Genomic DNA, 24,794 nt, shown 5'->3' on the forward strand with positions numbered 1-24,794 from the left:
AACCTAAAATCCATCAGAATTTTAGGTTTTTTTATTCCAATCAGACTAATTTATTAATCCTTTTTGGTATTAGCTAAAGTTTAATGAACGCGTCGAGCATTTGGTTTTTGTTTCACTATGCTCAATGCTAACCGGTCAGCCCATTGCCCGTCGTGTTTAGCCTGACAAGCTTGTTCACTATCAAAGCGAACGCTTTTTTTAATGTTTTTAACCACAACTCCTACTTTTAATAATTGCTTTTGGATAGTCGCAATCATTGTTTCATCATGTTGCAACGCCTTCATTGCGTCAATTTCTTCATCGGTATTAAATACACAAGTAATCACTAAACTAGCGGGGAAATTAGTGTAATTGGCTCTATGGGTTAACCAAACAAACCCCGCCACTTCATGCAAAGATGACTCACACGCTATCGTTAACGCTTTACAGACATTATTATCAATTTTTTGATTCGTTTTGCTTAATTTCATCTTCATCATCATACCAATTCAATTTTATCTATTTTAACTGCGGCTAAAACGGAAAACAATAAAACCATTGGTGTTAAATCTCACAGCGTCTTCTTATACCTACTAAAAAAGTAGAATTCAGTCACTAATGCTTGTGATTTTCTTAGTTACTGAGTATGCTACGCGACCTTTTTTCTCACAGGCATTCTCGTAGGTATTAATGATGATAGGTTTTGATTACGGTACATCCAACTGTGGTGTCGCCACTATGCGTAACGGCCAACCCCACATTATTCCGTTATTAGGTAATGAATCATACATTGCTTCAAACCTATATGCTCCAAGCCGTGATGTGATCGCCAATTGGCTTTCTCAACAGTTGGATAGTCCGCAACAAGCAAACTTCATCGCGGAGAGAAAAGCTCAGTTACAAAAAGGTCAAGCGGCGCTGCGAGAGTTAAAATTTGACGGTATTTCCAGTGAGTTACTCTTTGGTAAGTCTGCCTTAGCTCAATACCTTGAAGACCCTGAAGAAGGCTATTACATCAAATCACCTAAGTCATTTCTGGGTGCTAGTGGTTTAGCGACGGCACAAATTCAGTTTTTTGAAGATATTGTTGCTTGTATGATGAGTAATGTAAAAAATCTCACTGAACAAGCACTGCAAAAAGAAGTGACACAAACGGTTATAGGTCGACCTATTAACTTCCAAGGTTTACATGGCGAAGAAAGCAACCGACAAGCCATCAGCGTATTAACTAATGCGGCAAAACGCGTTGGTTTTAAAGACGTTGAGTTTCAGTATGAACCTGTTGCTGCTGGTTTTGAGTTCGAAAGCTCATTAACAAAAGAAACACGGGTATTAGTTGTTGATATTGGTGGCGGAACGAGTGATTGTTCAATGCTGCTGATGAGCCCAGATTTCACTGACAACGACAATCGTAATGATCACCTGCTCGCTCATACCGGTGTTCGTGTAGCAGGTAATGACTTTGATATTCAATTAGCCCTTCAAGGCATCATGCCAAGCTTTGGTATGAATAGTTTATTAAAGACAGGTAAACCGATGCCAACCAGTAGTTTTTATCAAGCGCTAGCCATTAATAACATTAATGAGCAAACAGAATTTTATAGCGCCAAGAATAGACGGAACTTGGTTCAATTATCTCGTGATGCCAAAGAAACAGCTATAATCGAGCGCTTGGTGGCAGTGCACGACCACAAACTTAGTTATCAATTAGTCAATGCAGCTGAACAAGCAAAAATCGCGCTAACAGAGCAAAGTAAGCAAACAATCGACTTAAGTGATGTTACTGATGGACTTTGTGCTGAAGTGACCAAAGAAACGTTGCGCTCAGCCAATAAACGTACCTTAGAAAGCATTGCTAATATAATGCAATCAGCGGTACAACAAGCCCAGTGTCAACCCGATGTGATTTTTGTTACTGGTGGTACCGCAAAATCTCCTGTATTGAGTGAGTTTTTACAGCAACAAATGCCTAATGTTCCGATTGTAGTTGGTGATCATTTTGGTAGCGTTACGTCAGGTTTAGCGCGTTGGGCTGAGAAAATATACCAATAATTGCTCTAACCTTTCATTTATTTTTTGATAATTAAACGTAAGTAGATTGAGTACAAAAAAACGACGCGAATGCGTCGTTTTAGTCAGCGGCTATAGATCTTTAAGTCTTAAAGGCTATTCAACTTAAAGCGCTTTAACAAGCATAATATTGCCTGTTATTGCGACAATGACACACTGGCTTTGTGCACTAATGGATTCCCCATTAGCTTCCTCAGCTAAGCGCGCTTGCCAATCAATACCCGAATAACGAATACTACCACTGCTTACATTAATTTCAGTACTTGCTAAAACGGTTAAACCAACCATGTCACTGGAGTTATCCGTTGTGTCTTTTGAATTCTGTAATGACTTTAATGGTTTCCATAAAATAGCAGCAACAATCGCTGTTAATACGCCAACGGTAAATATTTCACTTTGCCAACCTTCGACAAAACCAACAGTCACTAAAATACCGGTAGTCAAACTTGCAATAGCAAAAAATAATAACGGACCACTTAACCCCATGATACTCAGTTCTATAACAAAGCTAATACCCGCAATTAAGTACCATAAATGATCAGGGTTTTCTAAAAAATATTCCATAAAACCTCTTGGGTAAAAAGAAAAGTAGACTAAGCGTATTAGACTTTATAGCCAAACACGTTAGGCCTACATTATCTACTAGTTAGACAACTTCAAACTACTTGAAACAGCAATGGCTTGTGCAACAGTATTAGCAATGTTATCACCTGTTTTTCCATCCGTCAGTACTACAGTACTTTCGTTAGCAATGGCTTGATGAGCTGCAATCGAATCTTGTGCTAGCGTTAGCATGACCGCCGCGTGACCTTGTTCGCTATTTGCCGCATTACCTACCACCTCTAAAGCATTAGCATCCGCATCAGCAACTAATCGTATGGCTTCAGCTTTACCCGTTGCTTCGAGAATTTGTGCTTCTTTAGAAGCTTGCGCTGCTAGAACTTGCTCAGCTTTTGCTGCCTCAGCATCCAATACTCTCGCTTGCTTCTGGCCCTCAGCTTCTGTGATCGCTGCAGTTTTAACCCCTTCTGCGGTTAATATCACTGAACGTTTTTCACGCTCTGCGGTCATTTGTTTTTCCATATCTTCACGAATAGTCTGTGGAGGCGTAATATCTTTTATTTCATAACGCGTCACCATAACACCCCAAGGCGCTGTAGCTTCGGTCATTGAGCTTAATATTTGGGCATTTATCGTATCACGGTTTTGAAAACATTCGTCCAACTCCATTGAGCCTATGGCATTACGCATACTAGTCATAGCAAGTTGAACTACCGACATCTTATAGTCAGTAATATTATTGGTTGCTGCGGCCGCATCAGTAACTTTCATAAACAAAATACCATCAATATCTAAACTAATATTATCTTTAGTTATTGCTGCTTGTGACGTTATTTCTAATGATTGTTCTTTTAAATTACGATCGGCAGCAACCGATTGCACGTAAGGAATAATAAAATTTAAACCCGCAGCAAGAGTTTTGCTGTACTTACCTAAGGTATAAATAACATAACCTCGGTTTTGCGGTACAAAATAGATACCTTTTTTCAGCGTATATAAAATAACAATAGTCAGCCATAAAACAGGACTAGTGATGATGCCTTCAACAATGTTTTCCATAAATATATTTTCCTTTTTATTCGAAGTGAAATCTAAATTCAATTGAGAATTATTTTTAACAACACGTTAATAGACTGTTACGAGCAAAGCAAGCTATTTCATCAAAGCTGCTCATACCCGTTCTGAGATGGCGAGACGTCGCATTGCCATAAGACTAGCGTCTTACTGTTAAAGAAGTAAAAGAGTATCAGTCAGTAAAGCTAATAATGGGAGAAGTAGTTAAAGCTGATGCTAACGTTTGGCCGCCCTTGTGCTAGGGCTTATAGTAGTAGATGGCTATTGTTAGCTAGAAAAATGTAAAAAGCACCAACAAAGAGTGGTGCTTATAAAGTTTACCAATAATATCGATTAGCAGGATTATGACTGGCGATAGCCTCCTACTATTATATAGCTAACAGTAAAGTTATTAGCTTATATAAGTACAGCAATAATCAATTAAGGTTTTCGCGCGTACTTCAAAAGAACTATTTGCCGGGACACCAAAAGATTGCCCGCCGCTAATGTTCTGCCATTCAGTAGCCCCTGCCAGTAAAATTTCACATTCACCTGCAGTGATTTCCATTAATTCTTCTTCATTGGTACCAAATTTATATTCACCTGGCATCATGATGCCTAAGGTTTTAAAACTTCCATCATTGAAAGTAACCTTACGGCTGGTAACTTTGCCATCAAAATAAACGCTGGCTGCTTTAGTAACGGTAACTTCTTTAAACTCTGACATAGGGATTCCTTTAGTGTATTGGTGATTTAAAAGCGTGGGGATTAAAAGAAAAAACGGGAAGCCATTAGCCTCTATTGAGCAATGGCTTCCCGACTAATACCCTGCGATATAAGTGACCACGGGAATGACAACCTATAAGGGTGTCATTCTACGTCTCAATTATTTTGCACTAGCAATTTTTTTCATGTCAGTCATATAACCGCGAAGTTCTTTACCAATCACTTCAACACCATGACTGCGAATCGCTTCGTTTACTTCAATCAAACGAGCATTATCAACGTTATTTGAACTTTCTTTTAAGCCTTCGCCTAATTGTTCTAACGTTAAGCTAGCCGTGTAGTCTGCAAGTAATGGCACAGCAGCGTGAGTAAATAAATAGTTACCGTATTCTGCAGTATCAGAAATAACAACGTTCATTTCGTGTAACATGTTACGTGCAATACAGTTAGCAATTAATGGCGTTTCGTGTAACGACTCATAATATGCAGATGCATTGATGATACCTGAATCAACCATTGCGTCGAATGCTAATTCAACACCGGCTTTAATCATCGCAACAACAAAGATACCTTTATCGTAGTATTCTTGCTCTGAAATCTCAGTGTCACACTCAGGTGATTTTTCAAAAGAAGTTTCTGCTGTTTCTGCACGCCATGTTAATAAGTTAACATCGTCGTTGGCCCAATCTGCCATCATAGTTGCAGAGAAACGACCTTCAATGATGTCGTCCATATGTTTTTGGAATAAAGGACGTAAAATTACTTTTAACTCTTCAGCCATATCAAACGCTAAAATTTTAGCTGGGTTTGATAAGCGATCCATCATGTTAGTGATGCCGCCATGCTTAAGACCTTCAGTGGTTGTCTCTAAACCGTATTGTAATAATTTACGTGCGTAAGCTGCGTCCATACCTTGAGCAATTAGTTGTTTGTGACCTAAAACTGCAGCCGTTTGCAACATACCACAAAGAATTGTTTGCTCGCCCATTAAGTCAGACTTAACTTCAGCGATGAAAGAAGACTCAAGAACACCCGCTCTATCACCACCCGTTGCGCTTGCGTAAGCTTTAGCAATGGCTAAACCGTTACCTTGTGGATCATTTTCTGGGTGAACTGCGATAAGTGTTGGAACACCAAAACCACGTTTGTATTCTTCACGTACTTCAGTACCTGGACACTTAGGAGCAACCATAACTACTGTGATATCAGAACGAATTTGCATGCCTTCTTCAACGATATTGAAACCATGTGAGTAAGCTAGCGTTGCGCCCTGCTTCATCAATGGCATTACCGCAGTAACTGCTGAAGTATGTTGCTTATCAGGTGTTAAGTTTAAAACTAAATCGGCTTGAGGAATTAATTCTGCGTAGCTACCAACTGTGAAACCATTTTCAGTAGCCCACTGCCACGATTGACGCTTTTCGCTAATCGCTGCATCACGCAATGTATAAGAAATATTCAAACCTGAATCACGCATGTTTAAACCTTGGTTTAAACCTTGAGCACCACAACCAACGATAACAATGTTCCAATCTTTAATGAAGTTACAACCATCGTTGAATTCTTCACGTTTCATAAAACGACATTTGCCTAGCTGACCTAGTTTTTCACGTAAGCTTAAAGTATTAAAATAATTGCTCATGGGGATCCTCTGAATTTGGTTCTTTGTTAAGTCAGTTTTCCTGACGATGAAAATACCATACCCTAGATATTATGTTGCAAAAAGTGATATATTCGCATCACTACGTTGCGTTTATTGCAGCATAGATAAAAGATTCAATACAAGGGCAATAAATTATGGATCAAAAAGCACTGTCGATGTTTGCCCACTTGAGCCAAACATTACACTTTGGTAAAACAGCACTAGCACATCACATCAGTCCATCTACGCTTAGCAGAGCAATTCAACGACTGGAAGATGAAGTGGGGGGCGAATTATTACACCGCGATAATCGAACGGTAGTACTGACCGATGTAGGTAAAAAATTCAAAATTTATGCCGAGCAACAGCTTGAGCAATGGCATAGCTTCAAACAATCCCTTGACCATAAGCAAGCCGCCCTAACAGGAAAACTCCATATTTACTGTTCCGTGACTGCTGCGTACAGTCATTTACCGCCATTGCTGGAACGTTTTCGTGCTCGACATCCCTTAGTAGAAATTATGCTGACCACTGGGGATGCAGCTGATGCCCTTGAACAAGTACAAAATCAATCCGTTGATTTTGCTATCGCTGCTGCTCCTGAGAACTTACCCCGTAGTGTTTACTTTCACCACCTTGATACCATAGCACTCACGGTGATTGCACCGACAATGACTTGCAAGGTGCAGCAGCAACTGAGTCAAAAAGTATTAACTTGGTCTGAAATTCCAATAATTTTGCCTGAACATGGCGCTGCTCGAAAAAGATTTGAGCTCTGGTATCGTAAAAAGCAACAAGGAAAACCGACCATCTACGCCACAGTTTCTGGTCATGAAGCCTTGGTGAGCATGGTTGCTTTAGGCTGTGGAGTTGGCATAGTGCCGCAAGTGGTGGTGGATAACAGCCCAGTCAAAGATAGGGTAAGCAATCTCGAGAATATTGGTGATATTGAACCCTTCGAGTTGGGTGTTTGCTGTTTGAATCAAGCAAAAGCACAGCCATTGATTAAAGCTTTTTTTTCCTCGATAGTTTAATTAATATAATTCATTAGACCGAAACGGCATTCATTAAATGACGTAACAATCTGTCCATAGCCCGATAAGATAGGGCCTCAACCAAATGTTTATTACAAATATTCAAGCTCCCTTCCATGTCTGCAAGGGTACGGGAAATTTTCAAAATTTTGTGATGCGCGCGGGTTGATAAACCTAACTTTTCTACGGCAAGTTCTAAAAATTCATTGTCATCCGTATTTAGATCACAATACCGCTTTAACTCACTACTGCTGATGTGCGCGTTGGCTTTGCCTTGCCTTTCAAGTTGGATAGTCCGACAGACTCGCACTCGTTGTTGTACCTGTGCGCTTGACTCATTTTTTTGGCTGCTCTGCGCCCATGTACCTCGAGGCAGTCTTGCCACTTCAATTTGAATGTCAATGCGATCAAGAAAAGGTCCTGACAAACGATTTAAATAACGTAAAACTTGTTCTGGCGTACTCCGTTGGTCGTTATAAAACCCGGTAGGACTGGGATTCATCGCTGCAATTAATTGAAAACGTGCGGGAAAGCATTGTTTGTGTAAAGCTCTGGAAATAGTAACTTCACCCGACTCCATTGGCTCTCGTAATACGTCTAATACTTTTCGTTCAAACTCAGGTAATTCATCTAAAAATAATACACCGTTATGCGCAAGCGTGATTTCTCCAGGCTTGGGCTGACTACCACCTCCGACTAAAGCCGCTGATGACGCCGTATGATGTGGAGCACGAAAAGGTCGAGTAAACCACGACTTACGTGTAATACCTTGATGACTAATCGATTGAATAGCGGCGACTTGAAGTGCCTCATCCTCGGTCATCGGCGGTAAAATACCGGCTAAACGACTAGCTAACATGGTTTTACCGGTACCTGGAGGGCCGATGAATAATAAATTATGACCTCCGCTAGCAGCAATTTCCAACGCTCGTTTTGCCAAGGGTTGCCCCATAACATCGCTCATATCCAATGCTTGATCTCGTTCAGTCACCTCTTCTACCATTATTTTCTCAGTCACTAGCGGTAAAACTTGTTGACCGGCAAAATGAGAAAACAGTTGCGTTAAATGGCTTATGGCATGAATTTTTGCTTGTTTAACCCAACTGGCCTGTTCGATATTTTGTGTAGGAATAATCAAAGTCCGCTTACTTTGATTACTTGCCATGGCAACAGGGATCTCACCAACAATAGCCCTTAGCTCACCGGATAAGGCCAGCTCCCCAGCAAATTCATATTGAGATAGATCAACGGCTGGAAGTTGTTCCGACGCAGCGAGAATTCCAACCGCTATGGGTAAATCGAAACGGCCACCTTCTTTGGGTAAATCAGCAGGAGCCAGATTAACCGTGATACGTTTAGCCGGAAATTCGTAACCACAATTTATGATGGCGCTACGCACCCTGTCTTTTGACTCTTTTACTGAGGCTTCGGGTAACCCAACGATATTAAATGCTGGTAAACCATTGGCGAGATGAACTTCAACCGTAACAAGGGGAGATTCAAGGCCGATTCGTGCCCGACTGTACACACAAGAAAGTGACATATAAATTCCATTTAATAGGTTCCTTTTTTCCAGTGTAGTCCAAATATTTTTATATACCCATGATACTTCAAGATGCGAGCTTCAGGATGTCTGTGCGATTCATGATCGAGGCGCATCTTTTTATTAAGGGTTGTTCCCTTACAAAGAGATGCAACGAAGAACATGATTTGCTCAGACATCCCCGTAGGACTGCTTTAGAAACGCCTTAAGCTACGTTGTTGATTTCGATAAGGGAACAACCATTATCCTCAATCAATATCTTGCCTAAAGACGTTTCTAATTCCAGCTGAATCCCCTATCTTGAGGCAACATGGGTATATTGGTTTATTACCTAATGTCAATTACTGCACAAAAATACTCTAACAAAAAAACTTGCACATAGGATTAGAGCTATGGTACTAATTTAATAAGTAAGCGACACTGAACATAATAAAACCAATAATCAGTCTGCGCAAAATAAACAAACAAAGAGATAAAATGCACATATTTAACTCAATTATTATAAACCTTCTCGTCGTGGTGATTCTTAAATCATCTCGAGGGTTTTGTTGAGCTAAAAAAAAGCATTCAATCAAATAACAAACCCTCGCTTCGCAAGAACCGAGGGTTTTCTTTTTAGTTTCTTTTTAATTGATTTTTTATTAAAGATGAAGATGCTGGAAATACAGACATTAACAATATAACAATTGGAATCATCATGACCAAGAGTAAAACGCTAACAGGCGGCGCATTATTATTTGAAGTATTACAAGAGCACGGTGTACAGCACGTTTTTGGCTACCCAGGCGGTGCCATCATGCCAATTTATGACGCTTTGTACGATAGTGATGTAAAGCATTTTCTATGTCGACATGAGCAAGGAGCAGCATTTTCTGCTGTAGGTTATGCGCGTGCTGCTGGTACTGTTGGTGTCTGTTTAGCGACCTCAGGTCCAGGGGCTACAAACTTGATTACCGGCCTTGCCGATGCGCTTGCTGATTCGATCCCAGTTGTTGCAATCACAGGACAAGTTCCTACTGCTGCAATGGGTAGTGATGCCTTCCAAGAAATTGATATTTTTGGTTTATCTCTTGCGTGTACTAAGCATTCTTTCCAAGTAACTGATATTAATGAGCTTGAAAAAGTATTACATCAAGCCTTTGAAATTGCTCTAGAAGGTCGTCATGGACCGGTACTTGTTGATATTCCAAAAGACGTTCAGCTAGCTGAAGTAACCCAGCGTTTAGATAAACTGTCTCATTTAAAGAATAAAGTAAAATTACCCCTTGCAGATATCAGCAAGGCCCTTGATTTACTAACGCATGCTAAGCAACCTATTTTGTATGTCGGTGGTGGTGTTGGTATGGCGAACGCGGTAGAAGAAGTACGCGATTTTGCTGAAAAAACAGGTATGCCAAGTGTTTCGACATTAAAGGGGTTGGGTGCGATAAATCCGGATAATGAAAACCATCTGGGAATGCTAGGTATGCACGGTACAAAAACCGCTAACCTTGCTGTGCAGGAAAGTGATTTATTAGTGGTAGTTGGCGCTCGTTTTGATGACCGAGTGACTGGCAAGCTAGATGAATTTGCTCCGAATGCTAAAGTCATTCATTTTGATATTGATACCGCTGAGATTAATAAACGCCGCGATGCTGACGCTGCTATTTTAGGTGACTTAAAGGGTAATTTACCGTTATTAACGACTGAATTAAACATAGCAGACTGGCAACAAAAATTGCAGCAAATGAACACTGACTTTGCTTGGCGATATGATCACCCCGGTGATAATATTTTTGCACCAGCCGTATTAAAAACGGTGAGCGACCTTATGCCGAGCAACACTTGTGTAACCACTGATGTTGGTCAACACCAAATGTGGGCCGCCCAACATATGACCTTTGATGACCCAAGCAACTTTTTAACCAGTGGCGGCATGGGCACTATGGGCTTTGGTTTACCCGCAGCAATAGGCGCACAAATATCACGTCCTCATGATACAGTTATAGCGGTATCAGGTGATGGTTCGATTATGATGAATGTACAAGAATTGGCCACGATTAAACGTTATCAGATCCCAGTGAAAGTTGTGTTAATTGATAACGCAAAACTAGGTATGGTTCGTCAATGGCAAGACTTATTCTTTGACGGTCGACTAAGCGAAACTGATTTGTCTGACAACCCTGACTTTGTCATGCTAGCCAGAGCGTTCGAGATAAAATCACAGTTGATCACTAAAAAGAGTGAAGTTAAAGCAGCCATTGAAGAGATGTTAGATCATGATGGCCCTTACTTATTACAAGTAAAAATAGATGCAGCAGAAAATGTTTGGCCGCTAGTTCCACCAAATACAGCAAACGATAAAATGATGGAGGGTGTTTAATATGAGTTCTTTGACGCTGAATAAGTATCAATTAATCATTATGGCTGATGATAAACAGGTAGTGTTGGAGCGAATTTTACAAGTCACTCGCTATCGCGGTTTTCTAATCAATGGTATGAATGCCGAAGTAAATACGGGTAACAATGTTGCCACAATCACTATGAGTGTCAGTAGTGAACGTCCTATTTCTTTGCTTATTGATCAAATAAACAAATTGATCGACATCAAGGGTGTCAAAGTGGACAATAGTGAAGTGCAAATACAACAACACAGCGCTTAAATAACACGGCGCTTAGACAACAAGTAATATAATAAAAATTCGCTCTCTACAAATTTACATTACTCTGACATTGGCGTCGGGGTTTGTTGATTATTCAAGAGCAACAAAATTAGGAAAAGATAATGGCTAAAGTAAATGCAGACTATATTTGGTTCAATGGTGAAATCATGCCGTGGCAAAATGCTACTGTTCATGTAATGAGTCATGCACTTCATTACGGTTCATCAGTTTTTGAAGGCATTCGTGCCTATGAAACACATAAAGGCACTTGTATATTCCGTTTAGAAGAGCATATCAAGCGTTTATTTGATTCAGCAAAAATTTACCGAATGAATATTCCATACACGCAAGAAGAAGTTGTACAAGCCTGTAAAGATGCTGTTGTAAAAAACGATTTAAAATCAGCATATCTTCGTCCATTAGCCTTTTTAGGTGATATCGGTATGGGTCTTCGTCCACCTATCGATGCTAAAGCTGACCTTATGATTGCCGCATTTAGCTGGGAAGCATACTTAGGTGCTGATGCTGTTGAGAATGGTGTTGATGTGGGCGTTTCTAGTTGGAACCGTTTAGCGCCAAATACAATGCCTACTGCAGCAAAAGCAGGTGGTAACTATTTGTCTTCACAGCTTATATCTACTGAAGCTGCTCGCCATGGTTATGCCGAAGGTGTAGCACTTGATGTGAATAACATGGTAAGTGAAGGCGCAGGTCAAAACTTATTTTTAGTACGTAACGGTGTTATTTATACTCCACCGGGCACAGCCTCTATTTTGCAAGGTTTAACACGAGATGCTGTTTTCTACTTGGCTAAGCAGTTAGGTTATGAAGTACGTGAAGAATCTATTGCACGTGAAGCACTATATCTTGCTGATGAATTCTTTATGTGTGGTACAGCTACTGAAGTAGTACCGGTTAAATCGGTAGATGGTTTACCTGTAGGTACTGGTTCTCGTGGACCAATCACTAAAGCACTTCAAGAAGCCTTTTTTGGTATTTTTGATGGCACTACCAGCGTACCAGAAAGCTGGTTAGATCCTGTAAAATAAAATGCCTTTAGGCTCTAGTTCCTCGTTAGGAGTACTCACCTATATTCATAGGCTCCGTGCTCCTGACTTGTCTAGAGTCAAAATACAATTTTATTAACCTTCTCTATATAAAGTTATTTTAAAAGTTCATTTAGCTTAGTAATAACAAAGTGAATTTTCAAAATTATATTATTAAAAAATAAGTTCTCAAACTCACCAATTGGAATGTAAAAATCATGCCTAAATTAAGATCTGCAACTTCTACTCAAGGCCGTAACATGGCCGGTGCCCGTGCTTTATGGCGTGCTACAGGCATGACAGATGGCGATTTTGGGAAACCTATTATCGCGGTAGTGAACTCTTTCACTCAATTTGTACCCGGTCATGTGCATTTGAAAGACATGGGACAATTAGTTGCTGGTGCCATTGAAGAAGCAGGCGGTGTTGCTAAAGAATTCAACACTATCGCTGTAGATGACGGTATCGCTATGGGTCATTCAGGTATGCTTTATAGCTTACCTTCACGTGATTTAATTGCCGACTCAGTTGAGTACATGGTAAATGCTCATTGTGCTGATGCCATGGTTTGTATCTCAAACTGTGACAAAATCACCCCAGGTATGATGATGGCAGCAATGCGCTTAAACATCCCAGTAATTTTTGTATCTGGTGGTCCAATGGAAGCCGGTAAAACAAAATTGAGTGATCAAATTATTAAGCTTGATTTAGTTGATGCCATGATTAAAGGTGCGGATCCAACAGTAAGTGATGAAGACAGTGATAAAATTGAACGCTCTGCCTGTCCGACGTGTGGTTCATGTTCAGGTATGTTCACCGCCAACTCCATGAACTGTTTAGCAGAAGCATTAGGTTTAGCTCTTCCGGGTAATGGTTCAATGTTGGCAACACATGCTGATAGAGAGCAATTATTCTTAAAAGCGGGTAAACAAATTGTTGAATTAACGAAACGTTATTACCAAGATAACGATGAATCAGCTCTACCACGTAATATTGCTTGTAAAGAGGCATTGCACAATGCCATGTGTTTAGATATTGCGATGGGTGGTTCAACCAACACTATCTTGCATTTATTGGCAACAGCACAAGAAGCTGAAATTGATTACACCATGGAAGACATGGATAAATTATCACGCATCGTGCCACAGTTATGTAAAGTTGCGCCATCAACACCTGAGTATCATATGGAAGATGTGCATCGCGCCGGTGGTGTGATTTCAATTCTTGGTGAATTATCGCGTGCTGGTTTATTAAAGACTGACGTACCTAATGTTTTAGGTACTACGTTAGCTGATGTAATCGCCAAATATGACATTACCCTTACTGACGATGAAGACATTAAAAAATTCTACCGTGCTGGCCCTGCAGGTATTCGTACTACTAAAGCCTTTAGCCAAGATTGTCGCTGGGATACCTTAGACGATGACCGAGTAAATGGTTGTATTCGTAACCTTGAAAATGCCTTTTCGTTAGAAGGTGGTTTAGCGGTACTTTCAGGTAATATTGCAGTAGATGGCTGTGTTGTTAAAACTGCAGGTGTAAGTGACGACAACTTAGTATTTACAGGTCCTGCACACATTTTTGAAAGCCAAGATGATGCCGTAGCCGGTGTTTTAGACGGAAAAGTAGTCGCTGGTGAAGTGGTTGTTATTCGTTATGAAGGCCCTAAAGGCGGCCCAGGCATGCAAGAAATGCTTTATCCAACCACTTACTTAAAATCTATGGGATTAGGTAAAGCCTGTGCCTTATTAACTGACGGTCGTTTCTCAGGTGGTACTTCTGGTTTATCCATTGGTCATGTTTCTCCTGAAGCAGCTGACGGCGGCACAATCGCCTTAGTTGAACAAGGCGATATCATACATATTGATATCCCTACTCGTGAGATTACCTTACAAGTCTCTGAAGCTGAACTTGATGCACGTCGTGCTGTAATGGAAGCTAAAGGCAAAAGTGCTTGGAAACCTGCTGATCGTGTTCGTCCAATTAGCTACGCACTTAAAAACTACGCAATGTTAGCCACTAGTGCTGATAAAGGTGCTGTGCGTAACAGAGACTTATTAGATGGTTTAGTTGATAAGTAAAACTGAAAAATGGTGCTAGAAAAGACAAAAGACTTTCTAGCTCAGCTAATTTGATTTCGTCATTCCCGAGTTTTCTTATCGGGAATCTAGCTTTCAGATAATGGATGCTCGATATAATCAACTCGAGCATGACTATTTCATAGTTAGCTGCATTTTTTCAAGTGATTGACAGTAATTTAGGCAAAACCATGACAGAAACACTCAAACAAGTATCCCCACAAGAGCCATTAGATTACCTACGTCGTATTCTACTTGCCCCTATTTATGATCTAGCGGTTGAAACTGAATTGACGGCTTGCAACAAATTGTCCTCCCGATTAAATAACCACATTTATTTAAAACGTGAAGATCAGCAACCCGTACATTCGTTTAAATTACGTGGCGCTTACAACAAACTCAATAGTTTAACTGAAGAGCAATGCATTCATGGTGTTATCGCTGCTTCTGCTGGTAATCATGCACAAGGTTTAGCACTAGCGGCTAAAAAACTTGGCATCAATGCCACTATCGTCATGCCCAAAACGACCCCAGATATTAAAGTGGACAATGTAAGACGCTTTGGTGGAGAAGTACGATTAGTTGGCAATAGTTTCAATGAAGCACAAGCCGCTTCAATCGAATATGCCAAAGCAGAAAATAAAACCCTTGTTCATCCCTTTGATGATGTTGAAGTCATTATTGGCCAAGGCACGGTAGCTAAAGAATTATTACAACAGCTACCCCAAGCTGATGTGGTGTTTATACCTGTTGGCGGTGGTGGACTTCTTGCGGGTATGGCTGTTTATTTAAAACAGCTAAATCCAAGAACTAGAATTATCGGTGTAGAAGCTGAAGATTCAGCCTGTTTAAAAGCCGCACTTGAAGCAGGAGAGCCCGTTGATTTAACTCAAGTAGGTTTGTTTGCCGATGGCGTTGCCGTTAAACGTATTGGTGAAAATACTTTTGGTTTGATTCAAGAGTTTTGTGATGAAGTGATCACGGTTTCAACCGATGAAATTTGTGCATCTATCAAAGACATCTTCGAAGAAACACGTGTTATTGCTGAGCCTGCTGGTGCATTATCTTTGGCCGGCTTACAAAAGTATTGTCTGACTAGCAAAGGTGGTGAATCTTTAGCAGCAATACTTTCAGGCGCAAACATGAACTTTCATACCTTGCGTTACGTGTCAGAACGCTGTGAATTAGGTGAAAAGAAAGAAGCGATATTAGCGGTTACTATTCCCGAAGAAAAAGGCAGTTTTAAACGTTTTTGCCAATCCATAGGTAACCGCGCCATTACCGAATTTAACTATCGTTATTCTGGTAAACCTAGTGCTGAAATTTTTGTCGGTGTTCGTCTTGGTGGCAGTGTGCAAGAACGTCAAGAGTTACTTCAAGGACTAGAAAGCGCGAATTATCAAGTAAGAGATTTTACTGATAATGAATTAGCTAAATTGCACGTTCGCTACATGATTGGTGGAAAAACGCCTCATTCAGCGAAGAACGGTAACGATGAGCGACTCTTTAGTTTTGAGTTTCCTGAACATCCAGGGGCATTAGAGAAATTCTTAGCCGCTATGGGTGAATACTGGAATATCACCTTATTTCATTACCGTAATCATGGCGCAGCATTTGGTCAGGTACTTGCTGGTTTTGATCTTGAGAAAAGTCAGCAGAACGAATTCTTCCAACATCTCGATGACCTTGGCTATCAATGGCAAGAAGAAACTGACAACCTCGCTTATCAGACATTTTTGAATTAATGTTGAAGAGCCAATAAAGTAATACTTTATTGGCTCTTATCTATTAGGTATTACTTAGCTGGAATGGCCGCATCAATTTTCTTTAACGACCGTAAAAATAGCCCTAATCCACCCATAGCCAAGACCAAAATAACGATTAAGTCAAAAGAAGTCATAGTTCTAAAACTAAAACGAATAGAGGAAATTACACCAAAGATAAGACCTGTAATTGAGCCTAGCGCTAACAGCCAACCAATAGGGTTCTTACTGTTATAGAAAATAATCCCAACGCCAAACATAAAAGGGATCATCACCATACCGCTCGTTACGCTGTAATTCCCCCCCATGGCAGAAAAGCCATAAAGACGCATCCCCATACCGAAACTAGAGCTCACTGTAATTGCATTAAGCAGTAAGTAAAAACCACCGCACATCATGATCAATCCAATAAAAAACTGTCCTAAACCACCTGATGTCCCACCTGCTCCACGCATAAAATTCCTTATTTATAATCTGTTATACCAATTTTATTGGTTAGATATTACCTGAGCAAAGGTAATAATGGCAAGACTTTGATTGGACGCCATAAATAATGAGTTGAGCTTGGGTTATACGAACTACTGATAAGTAAAATAACAAAGATATTTAAGTGCTATTCCACCTGTTCATACATTTTCGACCAGACCGTAGAAACAAGACAAAATGTATATTTAACCTGAACTCTGGATAATGAGTGCTTGATGTTTAAGTAAAATCAACAACTTAGATTGTTATGTATAAAAAGTAATATAATTAAAGTAGTTATAAGCTTTATCAATGTTTCATTTTATTCAATTATCAAGGCAAAACGTTTATGAATAGCTGGCTATTTATCGACGTTTTAACGCTGAGAAATGGATGAAGAGGAATGTTGAGCAAGTGCTGCTTATCCAGAGTTCAGGTTATTTACACTCATATGTCATTGTTTCAGGTAATAACCTAGTTTTTAAACTTTATCGACTTTCCTGCTTGATAACCGCCATTACATTGCGCGTTATGTTGTCACAGCGATCACCTGCAAATTCATACAAACTAAGCTTCTGTTCGGTGAGTATCTCCCCTATTTCGATTTTTAACATTTTTTTAGCTCGATGAAAGCGCACTTTTACAACGTTATATTCAAGTGAAAGTATTTGAGCAATATCATTTATCGCCATTTTTTCAATGGCACGTAAAATAAAGATCGCACGATAATTTATCGGTAATGCGTTAATTAATTGTTCTAGCGTAGCTTTAGTTTGTTGATTAGCAATAGCGTCATGAATGGGCTCGGCGGCAGTATCAAGTTCAATTAAATTAAACACTTCTTCCTCCTCTTTATAGCTTAAGCGACTAGATTTTCTTAAACGCATCAAAGCAATATTTCGCGTTATAGTGGCAATCCAAGTCATAAAACCTTTTGGTCCCGTAAAGGTAGCGAGTTTTTGATAAGCGGTAATGTGCGCTTCTTGCACAATATCCATCGCCTCATCGTCATCAGCAAAAATGCCTTTGGCTATGCGAAACATAAGCTGGTTATAGCGACGTATTACGACTTCGTAGGCATTAATATTGCCCGCTAAAATATGCGTAATGAGTTGGTAGTCTTCTGTTGTCGTTAAAGAATCCATTTCGGTCATGTGTTTGCCTGTAAATCACGTTTAAGTTAACTTTTTTTACTTCATTTTTTTAAGGTTACCGCCATGGTATTTTAATACATGGCAGTATGCAGCTTGAGCCTATTTACAATGATAGTAAATATTGTACTAAATCATCTTTTTCAGAAGGCATTAACCCTAAAGCCAAGTGATTATTATAATGTTCGACTACATCAAGTAAGGTTGCGGCGCTACCATCATGAAAATATGGCGGATGCTGCCATACGCCTGCCAATGGCGTAGTACGGTATTTTCCTGTGAGACTTCTGCTGGCTAATGTGGGGTCTGTCCCAATAACATCAGGGTAATGAAGCTGTGTGCCAGCATCGGTAAATTTATCGCCGCTATGACAAGAACTACAGTTGCCTTGATTATTAAAGACCACCTTGCCTCGCGCAGCCGCGTCACCATCAAAGCTCCCTTCAGGGGCTTTAGGGGCATCTAAGGAAAATTGATAAGCCTCTAAGGCAGGTAGTTTGTCGGTAAGTAAATCAGGATCGTGCATAATATTGAGTCCTAACCTTTCATCAATGAAATTACCTGCTGCGCCCATTTGTGTCACGGCAACATAAGCATTCCAATATGAAATACTTCCTTCTCCCGTATAGGTTGCTAATGCGACGTCTTTTAAGCCATAAGCTGGTGGTATTACGGTAGGATCATTAAAACCATCTTGATTCCAATACGCATCATACTTACCAGCCCCCCAAGATAGCAGTACGTCTTGCGTCGCCTGGTCTTGTAAAACTGGTGACAATGACAAAATAACACCAGGATTTAGATCTCTATTTGCCCAGCCATCTAATCGTTTACCAATGCCAGGAGCAACGGAGTCATCAACTGTTGAGTGACACAAGGCACAAGTCGCCCCAAGGCTAACTAAGGTATCTTTACCATTAATTTCTTGAACATCACCTTGTAAACCTACAACTGCATTGAGTTTTAATAAGGTGATAGTAGTGGCAGGGTCGGTAAGATCAACCGTTTGTAATACCCCTTCAGGTAATACCTCAGAATCAACTTTAAGGCCGACTGATAAAGCAGTTACCGGATCGACTGCACCAGCAACTACATTGTGTAATTGCAACGTATCTGTCCATAGTTGCTCATCGCCAAAGGTATCAAAGCGGAATATCTCTTTGCCTTGTGAAACAAGTTTAGGGTCTAACATTGATTCTTCTTTAGATGAATCATTACATCCTGACAGCCCTAATAATATCAGGGGTATGAGCGTAATTATCTTGCTTGTATATTTCATGTTGCTCTCATATTTTCTAATAAGTGTAATTAATAGATGTATGAGTTAAGAAAAAGTAACAAAAATATTGAACAAATTGTTAGAAAATAAAGGCTGCTCTGTGCGCTAAGCGGAAGTTAGCTTCAAAATATTTGCGATATATTTTCTAATGAATTGACTCTGTCATATTACTGAGAAGTCTCAGTAATAAATCCAAATCAACCTTTCTAAAATCCTAACTGATTGATATTATTTGAAATAGCCTTTAATTTTATGTTGGATATTACTGAGACTTCTCAGTAATATCCAAGACCTAACAAAAATAAAATATTTTTAGTTTATAAGGTACTGAAAATATGGGATATTAATACGAATTAAATTAAAGTTATGGGACGGACATTACTGAGAAATCTCCATAATAAGCTGTTATAAGCCTTAAAGGATTTCGGTGCATTCTAAATTTCTAGATTACAAATTAACTTTTACTCTCTCAATACTATTTATGTATCCGGGAATAGCTGTCTATTTGTTTCTTCATCATAACTTCGAGAAGCTTTTTGTTTTTACAGTTGCTGCTTTAATTGGTATTTTCTTTTTCTATCAAAGTTATAGTATTTTCAAAAGTGTTCGAGGATTTTTAAAAAGAATTATTATTTCAACTCTTTTAGTAAGTGGCTCTTTGTGTGTTGCGGCCATTTCACCAGAAGCTAAAAATGCTTTTGCTGGTGCTATTTTATTTTTGTTTGTTCCAAGTATGTTTATATCTACTTATCTTTTATATAAGTCTAAACCCGCTTTAAAAGTCAAAGCATTGTACAAACAGGCTTATAACAAGCCATTCAAGCAGGACAAATAACAGTTGGCTCTTAATGGGGCGTTATATGCCTTCAAGGATGATTTGTGAAGTCTGCTCTTTATCAACTATTAATCGTTATCTTGGTGTTTATTGCACTAATGTTTACTCTTCCTCCAATACCATCTGTTGAAGTAGGTCACGGTTATGATACTTTTCCAAATCCTAGTTTATTTATTGGTTTAGTCTTAATCGCTTTGTCAGCCTTAATAAGTATCAAAGCATTAAATTCTCCAAAGTTATTTTGGGTTTTATCGTGTATAGGTTATGTTTTATTTGCTTTAGCAATTCATGCTAGAATTTGGTGGTAATGGCATATAACAAGCTGTTAAAACAGGACAAAATTCAGTTGGCTGTTTTCGTCCCTCAACATTTTAGCCAACTAAATTTTGCCTCTTAACAGGGCGTTAGGTGTACTCAGTGTTGACTTCTGAACCAATTTATTCTGAATATAGTCTTGAGGAACTATTAGATTGTTTACAGCATATTGATCAAGTTAAATACCCTGAGAGGTACCAAGTATTACTGCAAGAAATAGATAATAGAAAAAAAGGTATCCCCTCTAAAGTTAGCTTTAGGCAACAGCCAAAGGCTCAAACGCTTAAAAGAGGTGATGGAGTTATAGTCAAATTAATATCTGAATTAAAGTTGGATACTTCCAGATTATTGAAAACTATTTTTATTGTAGGTGGTATCTTTACACTATTGGCATTTGTGTTTACTCCACAAACCGAAGGATACGGTAATTTTATAGCAACCATAGTGTTTTTATTTTTATGTCCCTTTTTACTTATTTATTGTATTCACGCAATAAAAAGGGGAGAAATAGAAGTTAAATCAATCACGGTAAAACGTAGTGATTCGCCAGGTGGTTTTTGGTTTGGTATTTTTATTTATGCAACGTTTTCAACTTTTATAATGTGCTCTCTAATTTGGCAAACATACACCTAACAAGGCGTTCAAACCTTGGAGTAACCTCAAATTAATTTATCAAAAATCGGCGTTTGGGGAGCTGGGTTCATAATTGTAGGGGTAATATTATTTACTTTCGGATTTCCTGTATCTTTACTAGATGAAATAGAAACAAACAATATTGGCTATTTTCAAAAAGAAAATGACAAATATGGGGTTCAACTCGAACTATCGCCATTAGAAAATGAATTCTATATTGTTGCTGAGTTTGACGGGAAAACAAGAAATGACGGTATAGATAGTATCAGTATTTTATTAAACAACGAATTAGGTGAAACTGAGAGATTAAAATTAACATCTAGTCGCTCAAGTACTAATGAGGCTATAAATTCTGGATGGTATGGTAAAAAGGTTATCATTGGATATTTTAATATAGATAATAAAGATAACTATCAATTACTTATAGATAAAGTGAATAGCAAAGGCACCATAGATAATTTAGTTTTATCCATACATGCAAATTCGAATCGATTCTACGAAGGCTTTTTAATAATTTTAAGTATTGTCTTGTTTCTTTCTGGCCTTCTATTAGTTGGTATAGATATATTCAAATACGGTTATAACAAGCTGTTCAAGCGGGACAAATAACAGGGCGTTATCGATACAAAAACTAATCCAAACTGCCCAATAGTTGTAATAGCTAATGTCTCGAATGTGGCAAAAGTGATCATGTCTCGATAGTGCGCTAAGGAGAACTTAGCCACAAATTATTTGCCCTATATTTTCTAATGTAGATGGAATGAATCATTTGTTTTTACTTTAAAATATTATTACGTTTTATTTCTCATTGGTTTTGATAGTAAAGACTGATAATGTTTGAATCTTGTTAAAATATATAAAGGATTAACCTTGAAGTTTTTTCGAAATTTTGTCCTTTATTATTAATTTTTATAACCCTTTTTAGAGAGAAATTCATGTCTAAAGGATTAGGTCAATGGAAGAATTCGTTAAAACCAGCACAAATTGCAGCAGGTATGAATGCTGCGTGTAAAAATGCTCGACGGTTAAGTGAGGATGCTGAAATACTATTCAATTTAAACCGCTTTCCTTCTGCTATGTCCTTATCTATTTTATCTATCGAGGAGTCGGGAAAAGTAAGTGTTTTACGTGAACTTGCATTAGCTAGAAACGGTAAAGATGTAAAAGATGCTTGGAAGGATTATCGCTCGCATACCAAAAAAAATAAAATGTGGATATTCCCATCTATGGTCTTAAGTGGGAAAAATAAGCTTGAAGAGTTCAAATCTTTAGTTGATGAAAAAGCAGAACACACACGACTTTTAGATGATCTTAAACAAGTAGGTTTTTATACTGATTGTCTTGGAAAGGCTCATTGGTCAGTCCCTAGTGAGGTAATAGAAAAAGAATTTACGCAAAATATACTTAAAATAGCAAAAATGCAGTCTAAAGATATGGTTTATACCACTAAGGAAGTAGAACTTTGGATAAAGCATATGAAGCCAGTATGGAAAGGACCTATGGATTTAATGAAAGAGGCCATAAATAACTGGTTTGATGAAATGCTCAAAGAAAATCTTATTAGTGAAGGTAAATCTACTTTTAAAGACTTTATTGGGTAGTCAGCTTGTATTATGTGTATCGATACAAAATCTAATCCGAATCAACCTTACAGTTTAAATGTTTAATGTCTCGAATGTGGCAAAAGTGATCATGTCTCGATAGTGCGCAGAGCGGAAGTTAGCTTCAAAATATTTGCGATATATTTTCTAATGGATTGACTGTGTCATATTACTGAGAAGTCTCAGTAATAAACCCAAATCAATCTTTCTAAACCCTAACTAATTGATATTGTTTGAAATAGCCTTTAATTCTATGTTGGATATTACTGAGAAGTCTCAGTAATATCCAAAACCTAACAAAAATAAAATATCTTTAGTTTATAAGACACTGAAAATATGGGATATTAATGCACATAAAATTAAATTTATGGGACGGACATTACTGAGAAGTCTCCATAATAAGCGGTTATGTGACAAGGAGTAGTCGTAAGCATGGATTCAAAAATAGATTTTTCATCATATTCTCTAAATGATCTTTATTCTTCCGCAGAATCAATAGATCGAGATGTTTATCCTGAAAGAGCAAAAGAAATAGATGGCTTGATTCGTCAAAAAGAAGCTGAATTTCCTGAAGAAATTGATACAACCAAAGATATCGGAGAAAAAGCTACAAAACCTGATAGGTTAATGGCAGCAATTATAGATGGTGTTATCGGAATCATATCACTAGTGCCAGTTATATTTTATGTAGGCTTTGATTCATTCAAAGAACCATCTTTATCTCTGCTGGGGATTTTGTTTATATATGGTGTTTTCGTTACGATGGTATTACACGGCTATCTTTTATATTACTACGGACAAACAATTGGCAAAAATTATATGTCTATTCGTATTGAAAACTTAGATGGTACAAAAGCAAGTTTAGCTACTATTTATTTTAAACGGATGTTACCAATGCAATTGATCGGTTTAATACCATCTTTTGGACAGTTTATATCAGGCATTGTAAATCCACTGTTTATTTTTGGTAAGCAAAGACGTTGCTTACATGACTACTTGGCTAAAACAAAAGTCAGCTACACAGGCACATAACAAGTCACTTAAAAGGACAAAAAAAGTTGGCTTTTGCTCCTTCGTCGCTTATTTTAGCCAACAATTTTTTGCCTCTTAGTGAGGCGTTAGCTGCTTAGTGAAATCAATCAGAGGTCGGCATGAATATTAAATTTAACGATGTTTTAGAGCTATTTGAGTTAGTTAATTTTGGTTCTCCGTTCGATCATGAGGGGTATATTTGTAAAGAGTCAGGAAGAACGTATTTTTATTCTGAATTTGGTGACAATGAAGAGGAACTACCAGACGATATTAATGATGAAAAATATTTGACCATTCCTCATAAAAATGAATTGAATCTTGGCAATAATCTCGCTTTCGATTTTACTCTAGAATACTTACCGACAGAATATTAAAAAGTACGTTCAATCGTAAAGGTGCCTATGCAAGGTTTAAATCTTTACTAGAGAGCGCTGGTAAAATTGAAGAGTGGTATAAATTTGATGCAAAGCACACTGAAGATGCATTACGAGAATGGTGTACAGAGCAAGGTATTATATAATCAGCAGCTAACAAGCGCATTAACAAGGACAAAAAACAGTTGGTTTTTGCTCCTTCGTCGCTTATTTTAGCCAACAATTTTTTGCCCATTATTAGGGCGTTTTATGCTTTCATAAAATGGAGTTTTACGATATGACTGAGCAGAAAATCAAAGCTATAGTACAAAAGCATTCAACTAAGCTATTTATATTTGGGATGATAGGTATTTCACTATTAGATCTATTATTTTCCTTCTTATTTGAACATGGTATCTCCCCTTTAATGACTTTTATATTTTCATTTAGTCTAGCAGTATATGTTTTTCAAAAAGTATTAACTGAGTTGCTATCTACCGAATAAGAAGATACATAAATTCATCTGGTGTTTTGCATATAACAAGGCAATTAAACGGAAAATGAAGTTCCCCCGTTTTAGTGGACAAACTTGTTTTAAATAATGCTGTACATATAGAGTTACAAAATTGGAGTTGGTATAAATGGATGTTGAAATGAATATACTAGTGTTTGTTGGACTTGGTGTATTACTAATTGGAGGTATTGGGTTTCTTATCACTGCGTTCAAACAAAGTATTGTATGGGGGTTGCTTTGTTTACTCGTTTCGCCTGTAAGCTTATTATTCCTAATAAAGCATTGGGGTAAAGCAAAAAAAACATTCTTTATACAGTTGGCCGGCTTAGCTATTATGATAGTTGCTGATATATTAGCTCGAAGTACCAATTTATAGGTTAAGCACATAACAAGGCAATCAAACGGGAAATTTACAGTTGGCTCTTTTCGTGCCTCAAACATTTTAGCCAACAGTAATTTTCCGCTTATTACGGCGTTAT

General features: G+C 38.4%; 24 protein-coding genes. 15 read left to right on the plus strand and 9 right to left on the minus strand.

Annotated elements, in window-relative coordinates; all coding sequences use genetic code 11:
- Nucleotides 1-80: 80 nt before the first annotated feature.
- Nucleotides 81-470, minus strand: coding sequence for a Fis family transcriptional regulator (locus CXF79_RS22145; RefSeq protein WP_232769286.1), 390 nt, complete (start codon nt 468-470; stop codon nt 81-83).
- 199 nt (nt 471-669) lie between these two features.
- Between CXF79_RS22145 and yegD the strand changes: the two genes are divergently transcribed.
- Entirely contained in the window at nt 670-2,031 is a 1,362-nt protein-coding gene (yegD, locus tag CXF79_RS22150) for a molecular chaperone (protein ID WP_041737178.1), read from the plus strand.
- Between the two features lie 123 nt (nt 2,032-2,154).
- Here yegD and CXF79_RS22155 read toward each other — a convergent pair whose 3' ends face one another.
- From CXF79_RS22155 to ilvC, 4 genes are all read right to left on the minus strand, one after another.
- Nucleotides 2,155-2,613: an NfeD family protein gene (locus CXF79_RS22155; RefSeq protein ID WP_101157935.1), complete on the minus strand. Its 459-nt coding sequence runs from the start codon at nt 2,611-2,613 to the stop codon at nt 2,155-2,157.
- A 78-nt stretch (nt 2,614-2,691) separates the two neighbouring features.
- A complete protein-coding gene (locus CXF79_RS22160; protein ID WP_011045556.1) occupies nt 2,692-3,669 on the minus strand; it encodes an SPFH domain-containing protein in 978 nt (325 codons plus the stop codon).
- Between the two features lie 406 nt (nt 3,670-4,075).
- On the minus strand, nt 4,076-4,390 hold the full coding sequence (gene ppnP, locus CXF79_RS22165) for a pyrimidine/purine nucleoside phosphorylase (RefSeq protein ID WP_101157937.1): 315 nt from the start codon (nt 4,388-4,390) through the stop codon (nt 4,076-4,078).
- Nucleotides 4,391-4,549: 159 nt separating this feature from the next.
- Nucleotides 4,550-6,031, minus strand: a complete 1,482-nt coding sequence (ilvC, locus tag CXF79_RS22170; RefSeq protein WP_011045558.1) for a ketol-acid reductoisomerase — start codon at nt 6,029-6,031, stop codon at nt 4,550-4,552.
- A 155-nt stretch (nt 6,032-6,186) separates the two neighbouring features.
- Between ilvC and ilvY the strand changes: the two genes are divergently transcribed.
- Nucleotides 6,187-7,065: an HTH-type transcriptional activator IlvY gene (gene ilvY, locus CXF79_RS22175; RefSeq protein WP_011045559.1), complete on the plus strand. Its 879-nt coding sequence runs from the start codon at nt 6,187-6,189 to the stop codon at nt 7,063-7,065.
- A 13-nt stretch (nt 7,066-7,078) separates the two neighbouring features.
- Here the strand turns inward: ilvY and CXF79_RS22180 are convergent, their stop codons facing one another.
- Nucleotides 7,079-8,608: a YifB family Mg chelatase-like AAA ATPase gene (locus tag CXF79_RS22180; protein WP_101157939.1), complete on the minus strand. Its 1,530-nt coding sequence runs from the start codon at nt 8,606-8,608 to the stop codon at nt 7,079-7,081.
- Nucleotides 8,609-9,305: 697 nt separating this feature from the next.
- On the opposite strand from CXF79_RS22180, the gene ilvG reads away from it, so the two are divergent.
- The 5 genes from ilvG to ilvA all read left to right on the plus strand — a co-directional run bounded on the left by ilvG (nt 9,306) and on the right by ilvA (nt 16,119).
- Entirely contained in the window at nt 9,306-10,970 is a 1,665-nt protein-coding gene (gene ilvG / locus CXF79_RS22185) for an acetolactate synthase 2 catalytic subunit (protein ID WP_101157941.1), read from the plus strand.
- A gap of 1 nt (nt 10,971) precedes the next feature.
- Nucleotides 10,972-11,250, plus strand: a complete 279-nt coding sequence (gene ilvM, locus CXF79_RS22190; RefSeq protein WP_049757955.1) for an acetolactate synthase 2 small subunit — start codon at nt 10,972-10,974, stop codon at nt 11,248-11,250.
- Between the two features lie 122 nt (nt 11,251-11,372).
- Complete coding sequence (locus CXF79_RS22195) at nt 11,373-12,299, plus strand: branched-chain amino acid transaminase (protein ID WP_011045564.1); 927 nt, start codon at nt 11,373-11,375, stop codon at nt 12,297-12,299.
- A gap of 215 nt (nt 12,300-12,514) precedes the next feature.
- Nucleotides 12,515-14,377, plus strand: a complete 1,863-nt coding sequence (gene ilvD / locus CXF79_RS22200; RefSeq protein WP_101157943.1) for a dihydroxy-acid dehydratase — start codon at nt 12,515-12,517, stop codon at nt 14,375-14,377.
- A 188-nt stretch (nt 14,378-14,565) separates the two neighbouring features.
- Entirely contained in the window at nt 14,566-16,119 is a 1,554-nt protein-coding gene (gene ilvA / locus CXF79_RS22205) for a threonine ammonia-lyase, biosynthetic (RefSeq protein ID WP_101157945.1), read from the plus strand.
- 50 nt (nt 16,120-16,169) lie between these two features.
- On the opposite strand, the gene CXF79_RS22210 is transcribed toward ilvA, so the two are convergent.
- From CXF79_RS22210 to CXF79_RS22220, 3 genes are all read right to left on the minus strand, one after another.
- Nucleotides 16,170-16,592 carry a hypothetical protein gene (locus CXF79_RS22210; protein WP_011045567.1) on the minus strand — a complete coding sequence of 141 codons (423 nt, stop codon included), beginning with the start codon at nt 16,590-16,592 and terminating at the stop codon, nt 16,170-16,172.
- A gap of 498 nt (nt 16,593-17,090) precedes the next feature.
- A complete protein-coding gene (locus tag CXF79_RS22215) occupies nt 17,091-17,756 on the minus strand; it encodes an RNA polymerase sigma factor (protein WP_101157947.1) in 666 nt (221 codons plus the stop codon).
- Between the two features lie 103 nt (nt 17,757-17,859).
- Entirely contained in the window at nt 17,860-19,032 is a 1,173-nt protein-coding gene (locus CXF79_RS22220; protein ID WP_101157949.1) for a hypothetical protein, read from the minus strand.
- A gap of 427 nt (nt 19,033-19,459) precedes the next feature.
- Between CXF79_RS22220 and CXF79_RS22225 the strand changes: the two genes are divergently transcribed.
- From CXF79_RS22225 to CXF79_RS22260, 8 genes are all read left to right on the plus strand, one after another.
- Nucleotides 19,460-19,867, plus strand: a complete 408-nt coding sequence (locus tag CXF79_RS22225) for a hypothetical protein (RefSeq protein WP_101157951.1) — start codon at nt 19,460-19,462, stop codon at nt 19,865-19,867.
- 44 nt (nt 19,868-19,911) lie between these two features.
- Entirely contained in the window at nt 19,912-20,175 is a 264-nt protein-coding gene (locus tag CXF79_RS22230) for a hypothetical protein (RefSeq protein ID WP_101157953.1), read from the plus strand.
- Between the two features lie 109 nt (nt 20,176-20,284).
- On the plus strand, nt 20,285-20,815 hold the full coding sequence (locus tag CXF79_RS22235) for a hypothetical protein (RefSeq protein ID WP_101157955.1): 531 nt from the start codon (nt 20,285-20,287) through the stop codon (nt 20,813-20,815).
- Between the two features lie 935 nt (nt 20,816-21,750).
- Entirely contained in the window at nt 21,751-22,416 is a 666-nt protein-coding gene (locus tag CXF79_RS22240; protein WP_101157957.1) for an AbiV family abortive infection protein, read from the plus strand.
- 432 nt (nt 22,417-22,848) lie between these two features.
- Nucleotides 22,849-23,448: an RDD family protein gene (locus CXF79_RS22245; RefSeq protein WP_101157960.1), complete on the plus strand. Its 600-nt coding sequence runs from the start codon at nt 22,849-22,851 to the stop codon at nt 23,446-23,448.
- A 119-nt stretch (nt 23,449-23,567) separates the two neighbouring features.
- A complete protein-coding gene (locus tag CXF79_RS23775) occupies nt 23,568-23,822 on the plus strand; it encodes a hypothetical protein (protein ID WP_232769287.1) in 255 nt (84 codons plus the stop codon).
- A 277-nt stretch (nt 23,823-24,099) separates the two neighbouring features.
- On the plus strand, nt 24,100-24,306 hold the full coding sequence (locus CXF79_RS22255) for a hypothetical protein (protein WP_101157962.1): 207 nt from the start codon (nt 24,100-24,102) through the stop codon (nt 24,304-24,306).
- 148 nt (nt 24,307-24,454) lie between these two features.
- A complete protein-coding gene (locus tag CXF79_RS22260) occupies nt 24,455-24,691 on the plus strand; it encodes a hypothetical protein (protein ID WP_101158307.1) in 237 nt (78 codons plus the stop codon).
- Nucleotides 24,692-24,794: the final 103 nt, after the last annotated feature.

The organism is Colwellia sp. Bg11-28 (assembly GCF_002836245.1).
Lineage (GTDB): Bacteria > Pseudomonadota > Gammaproteobacteria > Enterobacterales > Alteromonadaceae > Colwellia > Colwellia psychrerythraea_A.